This is a genomic window from Stenotrophomonas rhizophila (assembly GCF_007667275.1).
GTDB lineage: Bacteria > Pseudomonadota > Gammaproteobacteria > Xanthomonadales > Xanthomonadaceae > Stenotrophomonas > Stenotrophomonas maltophilia_AE.
Map to the genome: position 1 here is coordinate 409,144 of NZ_VDQT01000003.1, position 15,944 is coordinate 425,087.

General features: G+C 67.5%; 11 protein-coding genes and 2 tRNA genes. 2 read left to right on the plus strand and 11 right to left on the minus strand.

Annotated elements, in window-relative coordinates; translation table 11 throughout:
* Positions 1–13: 13 nt before the first annotated feature.
* The 11 genes from FSZ13_RS12450 to FSZ13_RS12500 form a co-directional block, all read right to left on the minus strand.
* Positions 14–1,303, minus strand: a complete 1,290-nt coding sequence (locus tag FSZ13_RS12450) for an OmpA family protein (RefSeq protein ID WP_145480111.1) — start codon at positions 1,301–1,303, stop codon at positions 14–16.
* Positions 1,304–1,391: 88 nt separating this feature from the next.
* The gene (pgaD, locus tag FSZ13_RS12455) at positions 1,392–1,865 is read right to left on the minus strand and encodes a poly-beta-1,6-N-acetyl-D-glucosamine biosynthesis protein PgaD (protein WP_145480113.1); all 474 of its coding nucleotides are present in this window, start codon (positions 1,863–1,865) and stop codon (positions 1,392–1,394) included.
* Positions 1,862–3,109 carry a poly-beta-1,6-N-acetyl-D-glucosamine synthase gene (gene pgaC, locus FSZ13_RS12460; RefSeq protein ID WP_145480115.1) on the minus strand — a complete coding sequence of 416 codons (1,248 nt, stop codon included), beginning with the start codon at positions 3,107–3,109 and terminating at the stop codon, positions 1,862–1,864. The genes pgaD and pgaC overlap by 4 nt, the downstream gene beginning before the upstream one ends.
* Positions 3,110–3,116: 7 nt before the next feature.
* Positions 3,117–5,006: a poly-beta-1,6-N-acetyl-D-glucosamine N-deacetylase PgaB gene (pgaB, locus tag FSZ13_RS12465; RefSeq protein ID WP_145480117.1), complete on the minus strand. Its 1,890-nt coding sequence runs from the start codon at positions 5,004–5,006 to the stop codon at positions 3,117–3,119.
* 10 nt (positions 5,007–5,016) lie between these two features.
* Positions 5,017–7,053 carry a poly-beta-1,6 N-acetyl-D-glucosamine export porin PgaA gene (pgaA, locus tag FSZ13_RS12470; RefSeq protein ID WP_145480119.1) on the minus strand — a complete coding sequence of 679 codons (2,037 nt, stop codon included), beginning with the start codon at positions 7,051–7,053 and terminating at the stop codon, positions 5,017–5,019.
* A gap of 369 nt (positions 7,054–7,422) precedes the next feature.
* Positions 7,423–8,631 (minus strand): CynX/NimT family MFS transporter, encoded by a 1,209-nt coding sequence (locus tag FSZ13_RS12475; RefSeq protein ID WP_145480121.1) that lies wholly within the window; start codon positions 8,629–8,631, stop codon positions 7,423–7,425.
* A gap of 194 nt (positions 8,632–8,825) precedes the next feature.
* Positions 8,826–8,902, minus strand: a tRNA-Pro gene (locus FSZ13_RS12480).
* A gap of 139 nt (positions 8,903–9,041) precedes the next feature.
* Positions 9,042–9,118: transfer RNA gene (locus tag FSZ13_RS12485), tRNA-Pro, on the minus strand.
* A gap of 79 nt (positions 9,119–9,197) precedes the next feature.
* On the minus strand, positions 9,198–9,311 hold the full coding sequence (gene cydX / locus FSZ13_RS12490; protein ID WP_145480124.1) for a cytochrome bd-I oxidase subunit CydX: 114 nt from the start codon (positions 9,309–9,311) through the stop codon (positions 9,198–9,200).
* Between the two features lie 93 nt (positions 9,312–9,404).
* A complete protein-coding gene (gene cydB / locus FSZ13_RS12495) occupies positions 9,405–10,559 on the minus strand; it encodes a cytochrome d ubiquinol oxidase subunit II (protein ID WP_145480126.1) in 1,155 nt (384 codons plus the stop codon).
* 15 nt (positions 10,560–10,574) lie between these two features.
* Positions 10,575–12,164 carry a cytochrome ubiquinol oxidase subunit I gene (locus FSZ13_RS12500; protein WP_145480128.1) on the minus strand — a complete coding sequence of 530 codons (1,590 nt, stop codon included), beginning with the start codon at positions 12,162–12,164 and terminating at the stop codon, positions 10,575–10,577.
* 228 nt (positions 12,165–12,392) lie between these two features.
* On the opposite strand from FSZ13_RS12500, the gene cydD reads away from it, so the two are divergent.
* Together cydD and cydC are read left to right on the plus strand one after the other, a co-directional pair.
* Positions 12,393–14,123 carry a thiol reductant ABC exporter subunit CydD gene (gene cydD, locus FSZ13_RS12505; protein WP_145480130.1) on the plus strand — a complete coding sequence of 577 codons (1,731 nt, stop codon included), beginning with the start codon at positions 12,393–12,395 and terminating at the stop codon, positions 14,121–14,123.
* Complete coding sequence (cydC, locus tag FSZ13_RS12510) at positions 14,120–15,790, plus strand: thiol reductant ABC exporter subunit CydC (protein ID WP_145480132.1); 1,671 nt, start codon at positions 14,120–14,122, stop codon at positions 15,788–15,790. Before cydD ends, cydC begins: the two co-directional genes overlap by 4 nt.
* The last annotated feature ends 154 nt before the right edge of the window (positions 15,791–15,944 follow it).

The window sequence follows — 15,944 nt, forward strand, 5'->3', positions numbered from 1 at the left end:
ACCCCGGAGTCCGTCAGTACGCCGCGTAGGCGATCCGGCGGTTCTTCGCGCGTCCTTCTTCGGTACTGTTGTCGGCGACCGGCTCGTCCGCGCCGACGCCGCGCGCCGCCAGCTGGCTGGCCGGCACGCCCTTCTTCACCAGTGCGGTGGACACCGCCTGCGCACGCTGCTCGCTCAGTTTCTGGTTGAGCGCAGGGTCGCCGGTGTTGTCGGTGTGGCCGACGATTTCCACCTTCATGCTTGCCGGTGCACCCAGGATCGCGGTCGCCGCCCGGTCGATGGTCGACAGACTGCTGGTGGTGAGCTGGGCGGAGTTGTTGTCGAAGGTGAGCGAGGTGCGATTCAACGCGGCGGCCAGGTCGGTGGCGCCATAGCCGGGCTTGAGGTTGTCCAGCGCCGCGATGCCCTTGTCGTACAGGCCGTCGATCTGCACGTTGCCCAGCCGCGACTGGAACAACTGGCTGACCTCGGCGCGCATGTCGATCGGCAATGCCGACGTGTCCAGTGTGAGCGCGTCACCCTTGAGGTCGAACTTCAATCCGTCGGCCTTGAGCGCGGGCGCCGCCAGCATCGCCTTGAGCGGATCCAGCCACGAGGCCGCCGGAATGCCGGGATCCACCCCGATGTTGGCGGTCACGTTCTTCTGCCCATATGCCCCCGCTGCCGCCCCCAGCAGCCCGGCTTTTTCCGCGACGGTGGCGACCGTGCCCTTGAGGTCGACCTTGCCGCCGGCGTTGCTGAACGACAGGGTCGGTGCGCTGACCGTGGCGGCCAGGTTGCTGGTCGGGGTGGCAGGCGCTGGCGTTTCCAGCACGCGGCGTGACTGCCAGCCGCAGTAGGCCAGCGCCAGCAGGGCCAGCAGCGGCAGCAGCCAGCGCCAGAGGCGGAACGGTTTCCTGCGCGAGGGGGGCGCGCTGGCCAGGCCGGCAAAGTTGGCCGGCAGCGACGCCGGCATGGCACCGCCGGAGGTGATCGTACGCAGGACCAGCGGCAGTGCGGTGGCCAGCAGCGGAGCGATCGTTTTCGCACCGACGCCGGATTTTTCCCCGAGTTCCTGCAGGTCATTCTCGCCCAGCGCCCTGCGGACCTGGCCGGAGTCGATGGCGCGCATGCTCGGCGAGCCGGACAGCCAGCTCTTGGCGATATCGCCCAGGCTCGCCTGCTCGAACCTGCCTACCAGGCCGGAAATGCCCCCGGGCTGCTTGAAAATGTAACTGGCCACCACCCCGATGAAGCGGCGGGAATTCGAGCCAAGGCCGGTCGCGCGGGCGACTTCATCGACCAGAGTTTCGATAGACGACATGATGTATCCCCTCACATTGAATGTGCGGGATGTCTCCGAGGCGGAGCGTACGCCCGGGCGGGGTCAGTGATGTGAAGAAATCTACACATCACCCCAGGCGTTGTTCGGTCAACCCCACCGGTCGGGCCATGTCGTCCATGTGCAGGGTCACCGACTTGCCTGCGCTCAGCTGCGCTGCCAGTGCCGGGCTCGCGCCCAGGTTGTGGGCGATTTCTTCCAGCGACACATCCGCGCGCGCATTGCGCCGGTCCTTCCCGGCAAACCGCATGCGGTTGTATTCGGCCCACGCGATCAGCAGCACCGAACAGCACACCAGCATCACCGGCAGCGCGATGACGATGAACGGGTCCACGCTCTGCTTGTATTCGTACAGCTGCAGCCATGCCAGCCGCCCGCCGAGCAGCCAGGAAATGGCGGTGATCAGCGGCGCCCAGAGGTAGAAATAGAACCCCCAGAACGCGATGGTGACAAACCCCCACGCGGTGCGCTGCAGCCGCGGCTGCTGGCGCGTCTTGCGGATCAGGCGGGAGTCGTAGCGGCGGGTCGGCTTGGAAGCGTTCATCGTATACCCCGGTCAGGACTGACCCAGATCGCGCGCTTGCCACGACGCTTCAACAGCGTCTTGGGCAGTGCCACCAGGGTCGTGAACAGACTGATGAGCCAGTACGCCATCGGGTACCAGATCACCCAGAAGTAATTACGTCCAATATGCGTTTCGTAACGGCGGTCGATGATCAGGCTGCTCGCGAACTGCAGCAGGCACACCAGCGCCAGGATCACGCCGTGCCATTGCGGCAGCAGCGTGGCGATGTACAGGTCCTGCGGCAGCGGGATGAACTTGCCCAGCGCCCACAGCACGATGATCGCCAGCATCGTGTACGCCCACAGCACGCTGAACATGTATTCCAGCAGCACACCCCACATGCGCCGCTTGCGCCAGTCGAACAGCGAGCGACCGTGCCGCAACAGCACTTCCACGCCGCCCTGCGCCCAGCGCAGGCGCTGCCGCCACAGCCCCTTCAGTGTTTCCGGCATCAGGATGAAGCACAGCGCGTTCGGCTCGTAGCGGATGTCCCAATGGTCGATCTGCAGCCGCCAGCTGATGTCGATGTCTTCGGTGATCATGTCATCGGCCCAGTAGCCGATGCGGTGCAGCGCGGTGCGGCGGAAGCCGGCGATCACCCCGGAAATGGTGAAGATGCGCCCGTACACGCGCTGCGCGCGCTTGATCATGCCGATGATCGAGGAGAACTCGGCCACCTGCAGCCGCCCCAGCAGGGTGGAGCGGTTGCGGATGCGTGGGTTGCCGGTCACCGCGCCCACGCGCGGGCCCGAGGTCAGGTGCCAGACCATCCAGTGGGTGGCGTGCTCTTCAAGCATCGCATCGCCATCGATGCATACCAGGTATTCCGAACGCGCCGCCAGCGCGCCCATGCGCAGCGCATTGGCCTTGCCCAGGTTGCGGTCCAGGTGCACCACGCGCAGCCGCGGGTGCTCGGCGGCCATCGCATCCAGGCGTGCCCCGGTGTCGTCGCGACTGCCATCGTTGATCGCGATCACCTCGAAATCCGGATAGTTCTGCGCCAGCGCCGCGCCCAGCGTGTCGGCCAGGTTGTCGGCCTCGTTGTGGCACGGGATCAGGATCGACGCGAACGGGTAGCTGTCCATCGGCGGCGGGTCGTCGCGCAGCCGTGCCTTGCGCTCGCGACGGAAGAAGTAATACAGCCCTCCGGACATCCAGAAGAACGCCATCACCATCGGGTAGAAGAAGGCGAACTGGAACAGCAGGTAGAGGAGCGGATGCATGGCGGCCTCACTTTTCCTCGTACGGGAAGGTGCGTGCCGACATGGCCGCGCGCGCATCGTAGGTGGACGGCTTACCGGCAATGAAGTCGTCCGGGTACCAGGCGAAATGGCGCACGCCCTGCGCCTGCAGGCGCCGGATCTGGGCGCGCAGGCGGGTGCCGGAAATCGGCGTCTGCGTGCGCCAGTCCACCGTCTGCAGTTCGAACATCGTCTGCGACAGGCCGGGGTCGTGCTCGCGCACGGCCACCACCAGCCGGTCCAGCCACTTCTCCGGGTTGCGGCTGCCTTCCATCCACGGCATCGCCATCAGCGCGGTGTGGTCGTAGGCCTTGTTGAACAGGTCCAGGCGCTGGGCGAACCAGCTCGCGCTCTGCGGCTCCAGCACCGGCTGCGCGTACAGGTTGCGCACCGTGGCCAGCTTCGGGCGCCAGCGCTGCGCGGCGCCGCGCAGTTCCAGGGTGAAGTCGATGAGCGCCTGGGTGCGCGCGCCATCGTCGCCTTCCTGCGGCAGGTTGGCCAGTTCGGTGTCGCGCAGGTAGGCGTCGTCGTGGAACAGCAGGCCCTCGAAGTACGAGTTGATCGCCAGGTCTTCGTAGATGTCGTCGATGATGTGACGCACCCGGGGGTTGGTGAAGTCCAGGCGGAAGATGCCGTCGCTTTCCGGGCTCTCGATCGCCAGCGCCTTGCGGATCGCCGGATCCTTGAGTTCATAGCCCAGCACCGGCAGCCACGCGTATACCTTCACCCCGGCGCGGGTCTTGAGCTGCCAGGCCACGCGGTTGAACAGGTCCGCGCGCATCGGCAGGTGCCGGTTGGGGAAGTACAGCGCATCGGCCGAACCGTTGCCGTCCGGGTCGGCGAAGGCCTGCAGGAACACGTGGGTCGGGCCGATCTTCTTGACCCGTTCGAGCAGCGCGTCGAGGTTCTTCGCCTGCTGCACCGGGTTGGTGTCGTACACCGCGTCCAGGTCGATCTGCAGGGCGCGCATGCCGTCGCGTTCGACGTCGCGGCGCAGCTCATAGGCCAGCTGGGTCACCGGCGGGTTGCCGGTCACCAGCAGGCGGGCCAGGCCGTGCAGGTCGCGGGTGACCGGCGTGCTGCGGCCTTCCAGGTCGAAGGACACCGGCATGCCCAGTTCTTCGGCGATGCGGTTGCTCATCGCGTTGTAGGCCGCATACGGCCACACGATCGCCTTCGGACTCACCCCTACGTTGTCCTGGATGCGCTTCACGCTCAGGCCCAGGTCGGCACGCAGCCGTGCCTGGTACTCGGCTTCGGTTTCGTAGCGCTGCGTGGCCGGGTTGTAGGTGCGGGTGATCACCGCCGGGGTCGAATTGCCCTGCGGGTTGGACTGCACGCCGTGATGCAGGTTGTCGGTGTGGCTGGCCAGTTCGACCAGGCCGCTGCGCTGCATCTCGCGCAGCTGTTCCCAGGTCAGGAAGTCGTCGCGGGTGAACGGGCGGTAGCCGTAGTCGATCTGGCGGCCGGCGGGCATGTCAACGTAGTCGGTGATCACCGCTACCAGCGCCGGATAGTTGTAGGCGCGCAGCAGCGGGAACACCTTGCTGTACACGCTGCGCAGGCCGTCATCGAAGGTCAGCAGCACCGGCTTCGGGGGCAGCGGCGTGCCGCCCTGCGAGGCGGTGATCAGCTGCGACAGCGACACCGGGTGGTAGCCGTGCGCCGACAGCCAGTCCAGGTGCGCGGCGAAGTTCTGCGTGCTCACCGAGTACGCGTCCGGGTCGCCCTTGGTGGCCACGTCATCGCGGATGTCGTGGTAGCTGAGCACCAGCAGGCCGTTGTCGGCCGAGTCCAGGATCGGCGGTGCGGCCTGCACGCTGCCGCACGCGGCCAGCAGGGCCAGCAGCAGCCAGGTGGTAAAACGCTTCAAGTCCATGTGTCGCATCTCATTGTCCCCAGCGCAGGCCGGCATCAAGGCCGATGTGTCGTTCACGGTTGCCGTCGTAGACCGGCCGTGACCAGCTGATGCCGTATTCGAAGATCCGGCCATCGGCCAGCTGCCACTCGTGGCGATACTCGGCCGACGGCACCAGCGCACTGCCAAAACCCTGCTGCCAGTAATTGCCCAGCGACACGGTCAGGCGGTGGCGGAAATGCCGCTCGTAGTGGCGCCACAACTGCTGGTCCACGCGCAGGCCGATTTCCGCCGAACGGTCTTCGGACGGATTGAAGTAGGGCACGTCGTCGCGGCTGCCGCGACTGGCGTACAGGCTGCCCAGGCCATCCAGCAGCAGGGTGGGACGGGTCAGCAGGCGCTGTTCGATGCTGGTGCTGAGGGTGTCGCGGCGATTGCCGTCGTCGTAGCGGAACTGGCTGGCGCCCGCGCTCCAGTGGGTGAGCTCGTTGCGGCGGTAGTCCACCGCCAGCGCCACGCTGTCGGCAGTGATGCCGGAAATGCGTGCCTGCAGCGAGGCGTCGGCGGCGTTGCGCGCGGCGGTCACCCCGGCGTGCCAGCGGTCGTTGAACTGCCAGCCGAAGGCCCCGCTCAGGCCGGTCTCGCCGATGTCGTCGTTGGCGCGGTTGACGAAGACTTCGGCATCGACCTGGCCGAACCGGTAGCGCGTGCCCAGCCCCACCCACAGCGGGCGGATGGTCTGGTCCTGGAAATCCACGCTGCGGCGGTCGGCGAAGGTCACCACGCGCCAGCGGTCGTCGATCACCGGCGACTGCAGTTCCACGCCGTAACGCGCATCGTCGTTGCCCAGCGGCGAGGTGCCACCGCCGCCTTCGCTGCGACCGCCCTCGGCGTACGCATGCAGCTGCCAGCCGCGGTGGGCCTTCCAGCTGCGGTCCATGCGCTGCACCGAGGACTGGTTCGGGTAGCGTTCGAGCAGGGAATCGTGGATCGGCCGGGCCAGGTCATCGCGCTGCAGCTGCACGTAGGCGTCGTATTGGCCCAGGCGCGCCGAGACGTCGCGCGGGTCCAGCGTGTTGGCGATGCTGTAGCGCTCCAGCGCCCGCCGCGGCCAGCCGCGCATCATGTAGACGTTGCCCAGCGACGACTGCGTGCCGCCGTTGGCCGGCGCCAGTTCCACCATCTTTTCCAGATCGTGCTGGGCGGTGGGAAGGTCACCGCTGTAGGCGCGGATCATCGACAGGTTGAGGTCGGCCTCATATCGTGGCCAGTTGGCGTACGGGGCGCGTGCGCCCTTGGCCCAGCGCCACGCCGGCTCCTGCGCCTGCCACTGGGTGAGCACGTTGATGGCGGTATCGGCGCGCTCGCTCTCCAGGTGCGCGTAAGCGAGCTCCGAATGCACTTCGGAGCGGCCCGGGTCGGCCTTGAGTGCCGCTTCCAGCACCGGAATGGCTTCGTCGGGGTGCTGGCTGGCCATCAGCGAATCGCCGACCGCCGCCATCAGGTAGTTCGGCACCTCATGGCCTTCGGCGAGCAGGGCGCGGTATTCGTCGCGCAGCTGTTCGTGGCGGCCCAGCCGGTTGAGCAGGATGAGCCGGTCGTAGCGGATGCGCAGCGGTGCGGTCTGCACGGTCAGGCCATCGCGCTTTATGTACTGCTCCATCTGCGCCAGCGCGGCTTCGGCCTCGTCCAGGCGGGTGTCTTCGCTGGCCCCGTAGGCCAGGCTCCAGCCGACCCGCTTGGCCAGGTAGTTGGCTTCGAAACGCTGCTTCTGCGCGTCGTCGAACAGGTCCGGGCGGGCCTGGTACAGCTGCCACGCGCGGTGGGCATTGCCGATGTCCGACAGGGTCAGCACCTGCAGGCGATACAGCAGCTCGTCGTCGGGCGCATCCACCCGGGCACGCTCGATCGCGCCAAGCGCGTCAAGCCAGCGCGCCTGGTCACGATAGGTGCTGATTTCCGCCAGGTGTTCTGCCCGTGAGGTGGCCGCCCAGGCGGGCGGAGCGGTCAGGCAGAGTGCGGCGCATACCAAACCGACGCAGAGCGCCAGCGGCCGATGCTTGTACATGGAACCCCCGGGAGCATCCCTTCAGAGAATCTACTTGTGCGTGGAAATGTGACGCACATCACATGCCAATCGTGCACGATCGAGTGTTTGTATACAAATTGTTAAAGCGCAATACGGCCTCCGCAACTGTGAAAACAGGCGTAATGGGCACTGCAAGTTGTTGATTGACAAGACCATCCGGCCGCCGCCACGGCGCTGTTCCCGGGGTCTGGATAAACTGAAACCGTTCATCGGGCCCCGGGTCGCGCTGCGCCCGGAATCCCGGTCAGCCGTCCCAGCCGCCAGGCGGGTCAGTTTCCGACACGCTACGTCACAAGGTGCGCAGAATCCGTGATGCGTGCGACGAAAACGCACGCTCCCCGGTGTACGTCACCAGACGTCTTCCAGCTTCTGCGGCTTGCACGCCACCCACGATGCGCACAGCAGCACCAGCGCGCACACCAGCAGGAAGCCGAACGGCAGGTACCAGGCGCCGCTGATCGCGTGCAGCCAGCCGAACAGGAACGGCCCCAGGCAGCTGAAGGCATAGCCCACGCCCTGCATGAAGCCCGACAGCGCCGCCGAACCGGCCGGGGTGCGGGTGCGCAGGTTGATCAGGGTCAACGCCAGCGGGAAGGTCGAGGGGCCGATGCCCAGCAGCACGGCCCACAGCCACGGCGCCTGCATTGGCGCGAACAGCAGGCCGGCGAAGGCGATCAAAAACGCGCTGAACCCGACAATCACCAGCGGGAACGGGTTGCGCAGGCGCACCGCCAGGGCGGGCATGGTGAGCGACGGTACCAGCCCGAGTGCGGCGAAGATCGCCACCATGATGCCGCCGAAGGCCGGCGTGGCACCGGCTTCCACCACGATGCGCGGCAGCCAGGTGAACATCGAATAGGTCATCAGCGAGGTCATGCCGAACATCAGCGCCATGCCCCACGCCAGCGGCGTGCGCCAGACCTTGCCGTGCGGCTGCGCTGCCGGGTCGGCGGCGGTGTCCAGCGGGTCCGGGTGCGGGCGGCGGCGGGCCAGCGCGATCCAGGGCAGGGCAGCGGCCACCGCGAAGATCGACCAGATGCCCAGCGACACGCGCCAGCCGGCCTGTTCGGCCAGCGGCACTGCCATCAGCGCGGGCACCATCGTGCCCAGCTGCAGCACGGTGATGTAAAGCGTGCTCACCGTGCCCACGCGGTTGGCGAAGTAACGCTTCACCAGCGGCGGCACCACCACGTTGCCGATGCCCATGCCGGCCAGCGCCACCACCGAGCCGAACAGCAGGCTGCCCACGCCACCGGCCATCGAGCGCAGCAGCAGGCCCACCGCCGCCAGCACCATGGCCAGCAGCGCGGTGCGCTCCAGCCCGATGCGGCGGGCCACCATCGGGGTGGTCACCCCGAACAGCGCGAACGAGGCGGTCGGCAGCATGCCCAGCACGCCGGTCATGGTGGTACCGAAGCCGAAGGTCTGGCCCAGCTGGTCGAGCAGCGGGGTGATCGAGGTCACCGCGGTGCGCAGGTTCAGCGCCGCCAGCAGGATGGCCGAAAACGCCAGCACGCGTCCGCGCAGCAGGGAAGTGGAGTGGGGGTCGGGGGTCATGGCAGGAATCTCTTGCAGGTGGCGCGGCACGTGGGGGTGCAGCGGAGTGCGGGCGCTCGGCGCAGGCCGTGAAGGACAAACGCTGCCGCATTGTACGCGCGGTAGAGCCACGCCCTGCGTGGCTGCTTCCGAACGACAAATACAAAAAAGCCCGGAGGACATGTGTCTTCCAGGCTTCAATGTGACCACTTGTATGGTCGGGGAGACAGGATTCGAACCTGCGACCTCTACGTCCCGAACGTAGCGCTCTACCAGACTGAGCTACACCCCGTAAGGAGCCGCCTATTGTATCGATCCCGCCCTTCGGCGGCAAGGGGGACCGTGTTGTTCACCTTCGGATGCCGTGTTGCCACGACCTTGACAAAAAAGCCTGGAAACCGTGTTTCCAGGCTTCAATGCGACCACCGGAGTGGTCGGGGAGACAGGATTCGAACCTGCGACCTCTACGTCCCGAACGTAGCGCTCTACCAGACTGAGCTACACCCCGAAGGAGCCGACAAGGATACGGTGTGAAGGGATTATCGGCAACCTTTTTTTTGGAAGGTCACACGACCAACGGTCGTGTGCTACCGCGCTTGGTGGTCGGCTTCGCCGACCTCACGCGCTTCGAACCACATGCCGTTGAGGATGGCGGCGGCCGAGGCCAGGCCGGTGCCGAGGATCCAGGCGAAATACCACATGGCAAAACCTCCAATATCACGTTCGGTAGGTGCCGACCGTTGGTCGGCAACATTTAGGTAGGTGCCGACCGTTGGTCGGCACGCTGGGCAATATCAATACGCGTTCGGGTTGTCGGCCATGTCTTCGGCCGTGGTCTTGCCGCGCATCACCCGGTACACCCAGCTGGTGTAGGCCAGGATGATCGGCAGGAAGATCACCGTGGCCACCAGCATGATGAACAGCGTGAGCTGGCTGGACGAGGCGTCCCACACGGTCAGGCTGCCGCTGGGCTGGCTGGACGAAGGCAGCAGGAACGGGAAGATCGCAAAGCCCACGGTCAGGATGATGCCGGCGATGGACGCGCCCGAGGCCAGGAACGCAGCCAACCCACGGCGGGCGCGCAGCAGCACCGCGCTGGCCAGTGCACCGGCCAGGCCCAGCAGCGGGAACACCAGCGTGAGCGGCATGCTGCTGTAGTTGCGCAGCCAGCCACCGGCGGCCGCGCCGATCTCGGCGGTCTTCAGCAGCGGATTGGTCGGGCCGTCGGTGACCACCTGCGAGGTGATCTGGTAGCCGGGCAGGCCGAACGCGACCCAGGCACCGCCTGCAGCGAACAGCACGAAGCTGAGCAGCGCCGCGATGCTGCCATAGCGGGCGGCACGGTCGGCGACAGCGCCGTCGGTCTTCAGCACCAGCATCGCCGCACCGTGCGACACCATCATCGCCACGCCGACCAACCCCGCCAGCAGCGCGAACGGGGTGAGCAGGCCGAAGAACGAGCCGGTGTAGAAGATGCGCATGCTGTCATCGAAGTGGTACGGCACGCCGAGCAGCACGTTGCCCACCGCCACGCTGGAGATCAGCGCCGGCAGCAGCCCGCCCACGAACAACACCCAGTCCCACGTGGTGCGCCAGCGCTTGCTGGGCATCTTGCTGCGGTACTTGAAACCGACCGGGCGCAGGATCAGCCCGAACAGCATGGCGAAAATCGCCAGGTAGAAGCCGGAGAAGCTGACGGCGTACAGCGGCGGCCAGGCGGCGAAGATCGCACCGCCACCCAGCACCAGCCACACCTGGTTGCCTTCCCACACCGGGCCGACTGTGTTGATCACCGTGCGGCGTTCCTCATCGGTCCTGGCCACGAACGGGAGCAGGGTGCCCACGCCCAGGTCGAAGCCGTCCATCACTGCCCAGCCGACCAGCAGGATGCCCAGCAGCAGCCACCAGACCAGGCGCAGCGTGGTGTAATCGAGTCCTAGAATTTCCATGGAGTTTCTCCTGCCTCAGGCCTGGCCGGGAGCCGGCACGGCGGCATTGTGGGGAAGCGGCGTACGCGCGGGCTGCAGCGACGGAAGGATGTCGGCCGGGCCGGTGCGGATCGCCTTGAGCATCAGCTTGACCTCGATCACCAGCAGCACCGTGTAGGTGGCGGTGAACACGGCCAGCGTGGTCAGGATTTCATGCAGGGCCAGGCCCGATGCGGCGTAGAAGGTCGGCAGCACGCCGTCCACCGCCCACGGCTGGCGGCCGTATTCGGCCACGAACCAGCCGCATTCGATCGCGATCCACGGGGCCGGTATCGACCACACCGCCAGCCGCAGGAACCAGCGCTTCTCATGGAAGGTGTTGCGGCAGGAGAAGTAGAAGGCCATCGCGAAGAACGCGATCAGGTAGAAGCCCAGCCCGGCCATGATGCGGAAGGTCCAGAACAGCGGCGCGACGCGCGGCACGGTATCCATGGCCGCCCTGGAAATCTCATCCGGGGTGGCGTTGAGGATGTCGTCGCGGTAGCGCTTCAGCAGCAGCCCGTGGCCCAGGTCCTGCCAGTGGCGGTCGAACATCTCGCGCGCCTCGACATCGTTCTTGTCCCTGCGCACGCGTTCCAGCGCGCCGTAGGCAAGCTGCCCACCTTTGATGCGGTGTTCGGCCCGTTCCACCAGCTCCAGGATGCCCGGGATCGGCTGGTTGACCGAACGCGTGGCGATCAGGCCCATCAGGTACGGAATCCTGATGGCGAAATCGTTCTGCTGGGTCGTCTGGTTGGGAATGCCGAAGGCGGTGAAATCGGCCGGGGCACGCTCGGTCTCCCACATCGCCTCGATGGCGGCCAGCTTCATCTTCTGGTGCTCGCTGGCGGCGTACCCGCTCTCGTCGCCCAGCACCACCACCGACAGCGACGACAGCAGGCCAAAGGCCGCCGCCACCGCGAACGAACGCCGCGCCACGTCCTGGTGCTTGTTGCGCAGCAGGTAGAACGCGCTGATGCCCATCACGAAGATCGCGCCGGTGACGTAGCCCGCGCTGACCGTATGCACGAACTTGGCCTGCGCCACCGGGTTGAACAGCACCGCGGCGAAATCCACCACCTCCATGCGCATCGTGTCCGGGTTGAACACCGCGCCGGTGGGGTTCTGCATCCAGCCATTGGCGATCAGGATCCACACTGCCGACAGGTTCGTGCCCAGCGCCATGAACCAGGTCACCGCCAGGTGCTTGACCGGGCTGAGCCGCTTCCAGCCGAAGAAGAACAGGCCGATCAGGGTGGCTTCCAGGAAGAACGCCATCAGTCCTTCGATCGCCAGCGGCGCACCGAAGATGTCGCCCACGTAGTGGCTGTAATACGACCAGTTCATCCCGAACTGGAACTCCATCACCAGGCCGGTGGCTACGCCAATGGCGAAGTTGATGCCGAACAGCGTGCCCCAGAACAGGGTCATCTGCCGCCACACAGGCTTGCGGGTCATGACATACACGCTTTCCATGATGGCGACCAGGAACGACAGGCCGAGCGTGAGGGGGACAAACAGGAAGTGGTACATCGCGGTCAAAGCGAACTGCAGCCGCGACAGTTCTACGACTGTCGAATCGATCATGGCCTGGCTACCTCGTGGGGTTCTGGCGTATCAGGTGGCGGGAAGGGGGGGTCTACGGGATGGATTCTGTGACCAGCAACTTCAAACAGCCTTGATTCAGATCAATGTAGGCGACGGTGGCGGGCGGCATCGTAGAGCCTCCCCCTGCGACCGTGCGCCGCACCGGAAGGGTACGCCGGCAGCCATTACAATGTCAGGCATCTCTTCTGCGGCCGCCAGTGATTCCTCTTGAGCCAGCCCCCGGACGTGCCTGCCATTGAAACCCCCGACCTGCGCCGCCAGCGCCTGCGCTGGCTGGACAGCCTGGCCGCGGGCGCCCGCGGTCGCCAACGCCTGGCCGTACTGTCCATCTGCAGTTCCGGTGCCCTGCTGATCGGGCAGGCCGCCGCCATTGCCTGGCTCATCCAGGCCGTGCTGGTGGCGCGCCGTCCGTTGGCAGAGGCGACCGGGGTACTGCTGGCCCTCATGCTAGTCCTGATCGTCCGCGCGTTGCTCAGTAGTTTTACCCAGGCCATGGCCGGTGACGTGGCCGACAGCGCCCGCCTGGCCCTGCGCGAACGGATCTACGCGCGCCTGCTGGGGCAGGGCCCGCTGTGGCTGCGCCAGCAGCGCAGCGGCGAACTGGGTGAGTTGATGCTGGCCCATGCCGACGCGGTGGAGAGCTACTACGCCGGCTACCAGCCGGTGCGCATCGAAGTGGTGGTGGTGCCGCTGCTGATCCTGCTGGCGGTGGCGTACGTGGACTGGGTGGTGGCGCTGATCCTGCTGTTCACCGCGCCGCTGGTGCCGTTCTTCATGATGCTGGTCGGCTGGGGCGCGGAAGCCGCCGGTCGCGCCCAGCTGGGCGAGCTGGCGCGCATGAGCGGGCATTTCGCCGACCGCATCAAGGGCCTGGGCCTGCTGCGCCTGTACGGCCGTGGCGAGGCCGAACTGGAAGGCGTGGCCGCCGCTGCCGAAGGGGTGCGCGAGCGCACCATGAAGGTGCTGCGGATCGCGTTCCTGTCCTCGACGGTGCTGGAGTTCTTCGCCTCGGTCAGCGTGGCGATGGTGGCGCTGTACCTCGGCTTGAGCTATCTCGGGCTGATGTCGCTGCATGCGGCGGTGCCCACCTTGGGCGCGGGCATGTTCTGCCTGCTGCTGGCGCCGGAGTTCTATGCACCGCTGCGCCGCCTGGCCGCGCATTACCACGACCGCGCCAATGCGCTGGCCGCGGCGGCGGAAGTCGAACGCCTGCTGGGCGCATTGCCGGCGCAGGCGATGCCGGAGGAGGTCGCGGGCGCACCCCCGCGCGCCCCCGAACTGCTGGAACAGCATGCAGCGCCGGTGGTGGTGCGCGACCTGGTGCTGCGCCCGCTGGGGGCCTCGCACGATGTGGTGCAGCAGCTCTCGTTCCAGATCGAGGCCGGGCAGCGGCTGGCCCTGGTCGGCCCCAGCGGCAGCGGCAAGAGCACGCTGCTGGAAGCGCTGGCCGGCTGGTTGCCGCCGCGCTCGGGCAGCATCGTGCTGCGTCCGGGGCTGGAGGTCGGTTATGCCGGGCAGCGCCCGTACCTGTTCCACGGCAGCATCGCCGACAACCTGCGCCTGGCCGATCCCGGCGTGAGCGACGCGCGCCTGCTCGCGGTCGCGGAAGCAGCACAGGTGATGCGCTTTGCCGCACACCTGCCGCAAGGCCTGGACACATTGATCGGCGAACGCGGATTCGGCCTGTCCGGCGGTGAAGCGCGGCGGATCGGGCTGGCCCGGCTGCTGTTGCGCGACCCGCAGCTGCTGCTGTTGGACGAGCCGACCGCGTTCCTCGATCCAGGCACCGAAGAAGCATTGCTGCAGACCCTGGCCGCATTCGCGCGCGACCGCGCGGTGGTGATCGCCACTCACAGCGAAGCGGCCATGCGCTGGGCCGATACCCGGCTGGTGCTGACCGCCTCGGGCCAGGCGCAGGCCACGGAGGAACCGGCATGAACCGCGGGCGCGACGAGTCCCTGAAGCAGGTGTTCGCCCGCCATCGCGGCCGGCTGCTGCTGACCGTGCTGCTGCTGTGGAGCACGATGCTGGCCGGCACCGCCCTGCTGGGCCTGTCGGGTGGCTTCCTCACCGCCGCCGCGCTGGCCGGCGCGGCCGGGCTGGGCAGCGGCTTCAATTTCTTCTCGCCGTCGGCCGGCATCCGCGGCCTGACCATGGCCCGCATCGTCTCGCGCTACTTCGAGAAGCTGGTCGGCCATGACGTCACCCTGCGCATCGCCCGCGACCTGCGCGTGTGGTTCTTCCGCCGCGCGCTGCCGTTGGCCCCGGCGCGGCTGGGCGGGGTGCGCACCGGCGAACTGCTGGCGCGGCTGATGTCCGACATCGGCGAAGTGGACGGGCTGCTGGTGCGCGCCATCGGCCCACTGCTGGCGCTGGGCGGAGTGTCGCTGGTGGCGGTGCTGTCGGCCGCGCTCATCCATCCGCCCGCCGCGCTGCTGCTGGCCGTGCTGGCCGTGGTGATCGGCGTGGCGGTGCCGTGGGCGACGGTGCGTGGCGCGGCGGGGCAGGAGCGCGACCGCGCGCTGCATCGCGCGCAGTTGCGGACGCAGGCCTTCGAAGGACTGGAAGGCGCCGCCGACCTGACCGCCCTGCAGGCGCGCGAGCACTGGAAGCTGCGCGTGCTGGTCGCCGCCAAACACGTGCGTTCCCGCGATCGGCGCCGCCGCTGGCGGCTGGTGGCCGGCAATGCACTGCATGGCGTATGCGCGGCGGTGGGCCTGGTCGGCATGCTGTGGCTGGCGCTGCGCGGGTTCGAACGTGGCGCGATCGACGCGGCGATGGCGGCAGCGCTGGTGTTCCTGACCGTCGCGCTGATCGAGCTGTGGGCAGGCATTGGCCTGGCATGGCAGTCGTGGTTGTCCGGGCGCGTGGCGGCCGCGCGGCTGGACGCCATCGTCGACCAGCCCGCCGGCGTGACCGATATCGACGCGCCGCTGCCCCTGCCCGCACAGCCGGCCGTCCTGCAGCTTGACCAGGTGGGTTTCCGCTGGCCCGGGCAGGCGCGCGCGCTGTTGGACGACGTGCAGCTGCGCCTCGCGCCCGGCGAGCGCATCGCCATCCGCGGCGACAGCGGCAGTGGCAAGACCACCCTGTCGTCGTTGCTGCTGCGGTTGTGGGACCCGGATGGCGGGCGCGTGCTGTATGGCGGCCAGGACATCCGCAGCCTGTCCCAGGCCGACTGGCACGCGCAGATCGCGTGGCTGCCACAACATGCGCCGGTGTTTGCCGGCAGCATTGCCGACAACCTGCGGCTGGGCGATCCGGGCGCGAGCGACACCCGGCTGTGGCAGGTGCTGGCCGACGTGCGCCTGCAGGCGTGGGCCGAGCGGCTGGGCGGGTTGCAGGCCTGGGTGGGCGAGAACGGCGCCACCATGTCGGCCGGGCAGGCGCGCCGGCTGGCACTGGCACGTGCGTTGCTGCGGGGCTCACCGATCCTGCTGCTGGATGAGCCGACAGAAGGCCTGGACGTGGATACCGCGCATGCGTTGCTGCATGACCTGGTGTCCGCCCTGGACGGGCGCAGCCTGGTGATGATCACCCACGACGAACTGCCCGAAGGCATCGTGCACCGCAGCTACCACCTGCGCGACGGCACGCTGTCATGACCTGGGGCGACGCATCCGCTTAGGTAATTGTACTTAGGTCGGCTACGTATAACGGCCGTGGCTGGGGGGCAGCGGGGTCTGTCAGTGTGTCCGGGACACGATGAGGCATCCGGGAGCACGACATGCGTGGATGGAAGGCAGGTTTGGCGGCAGC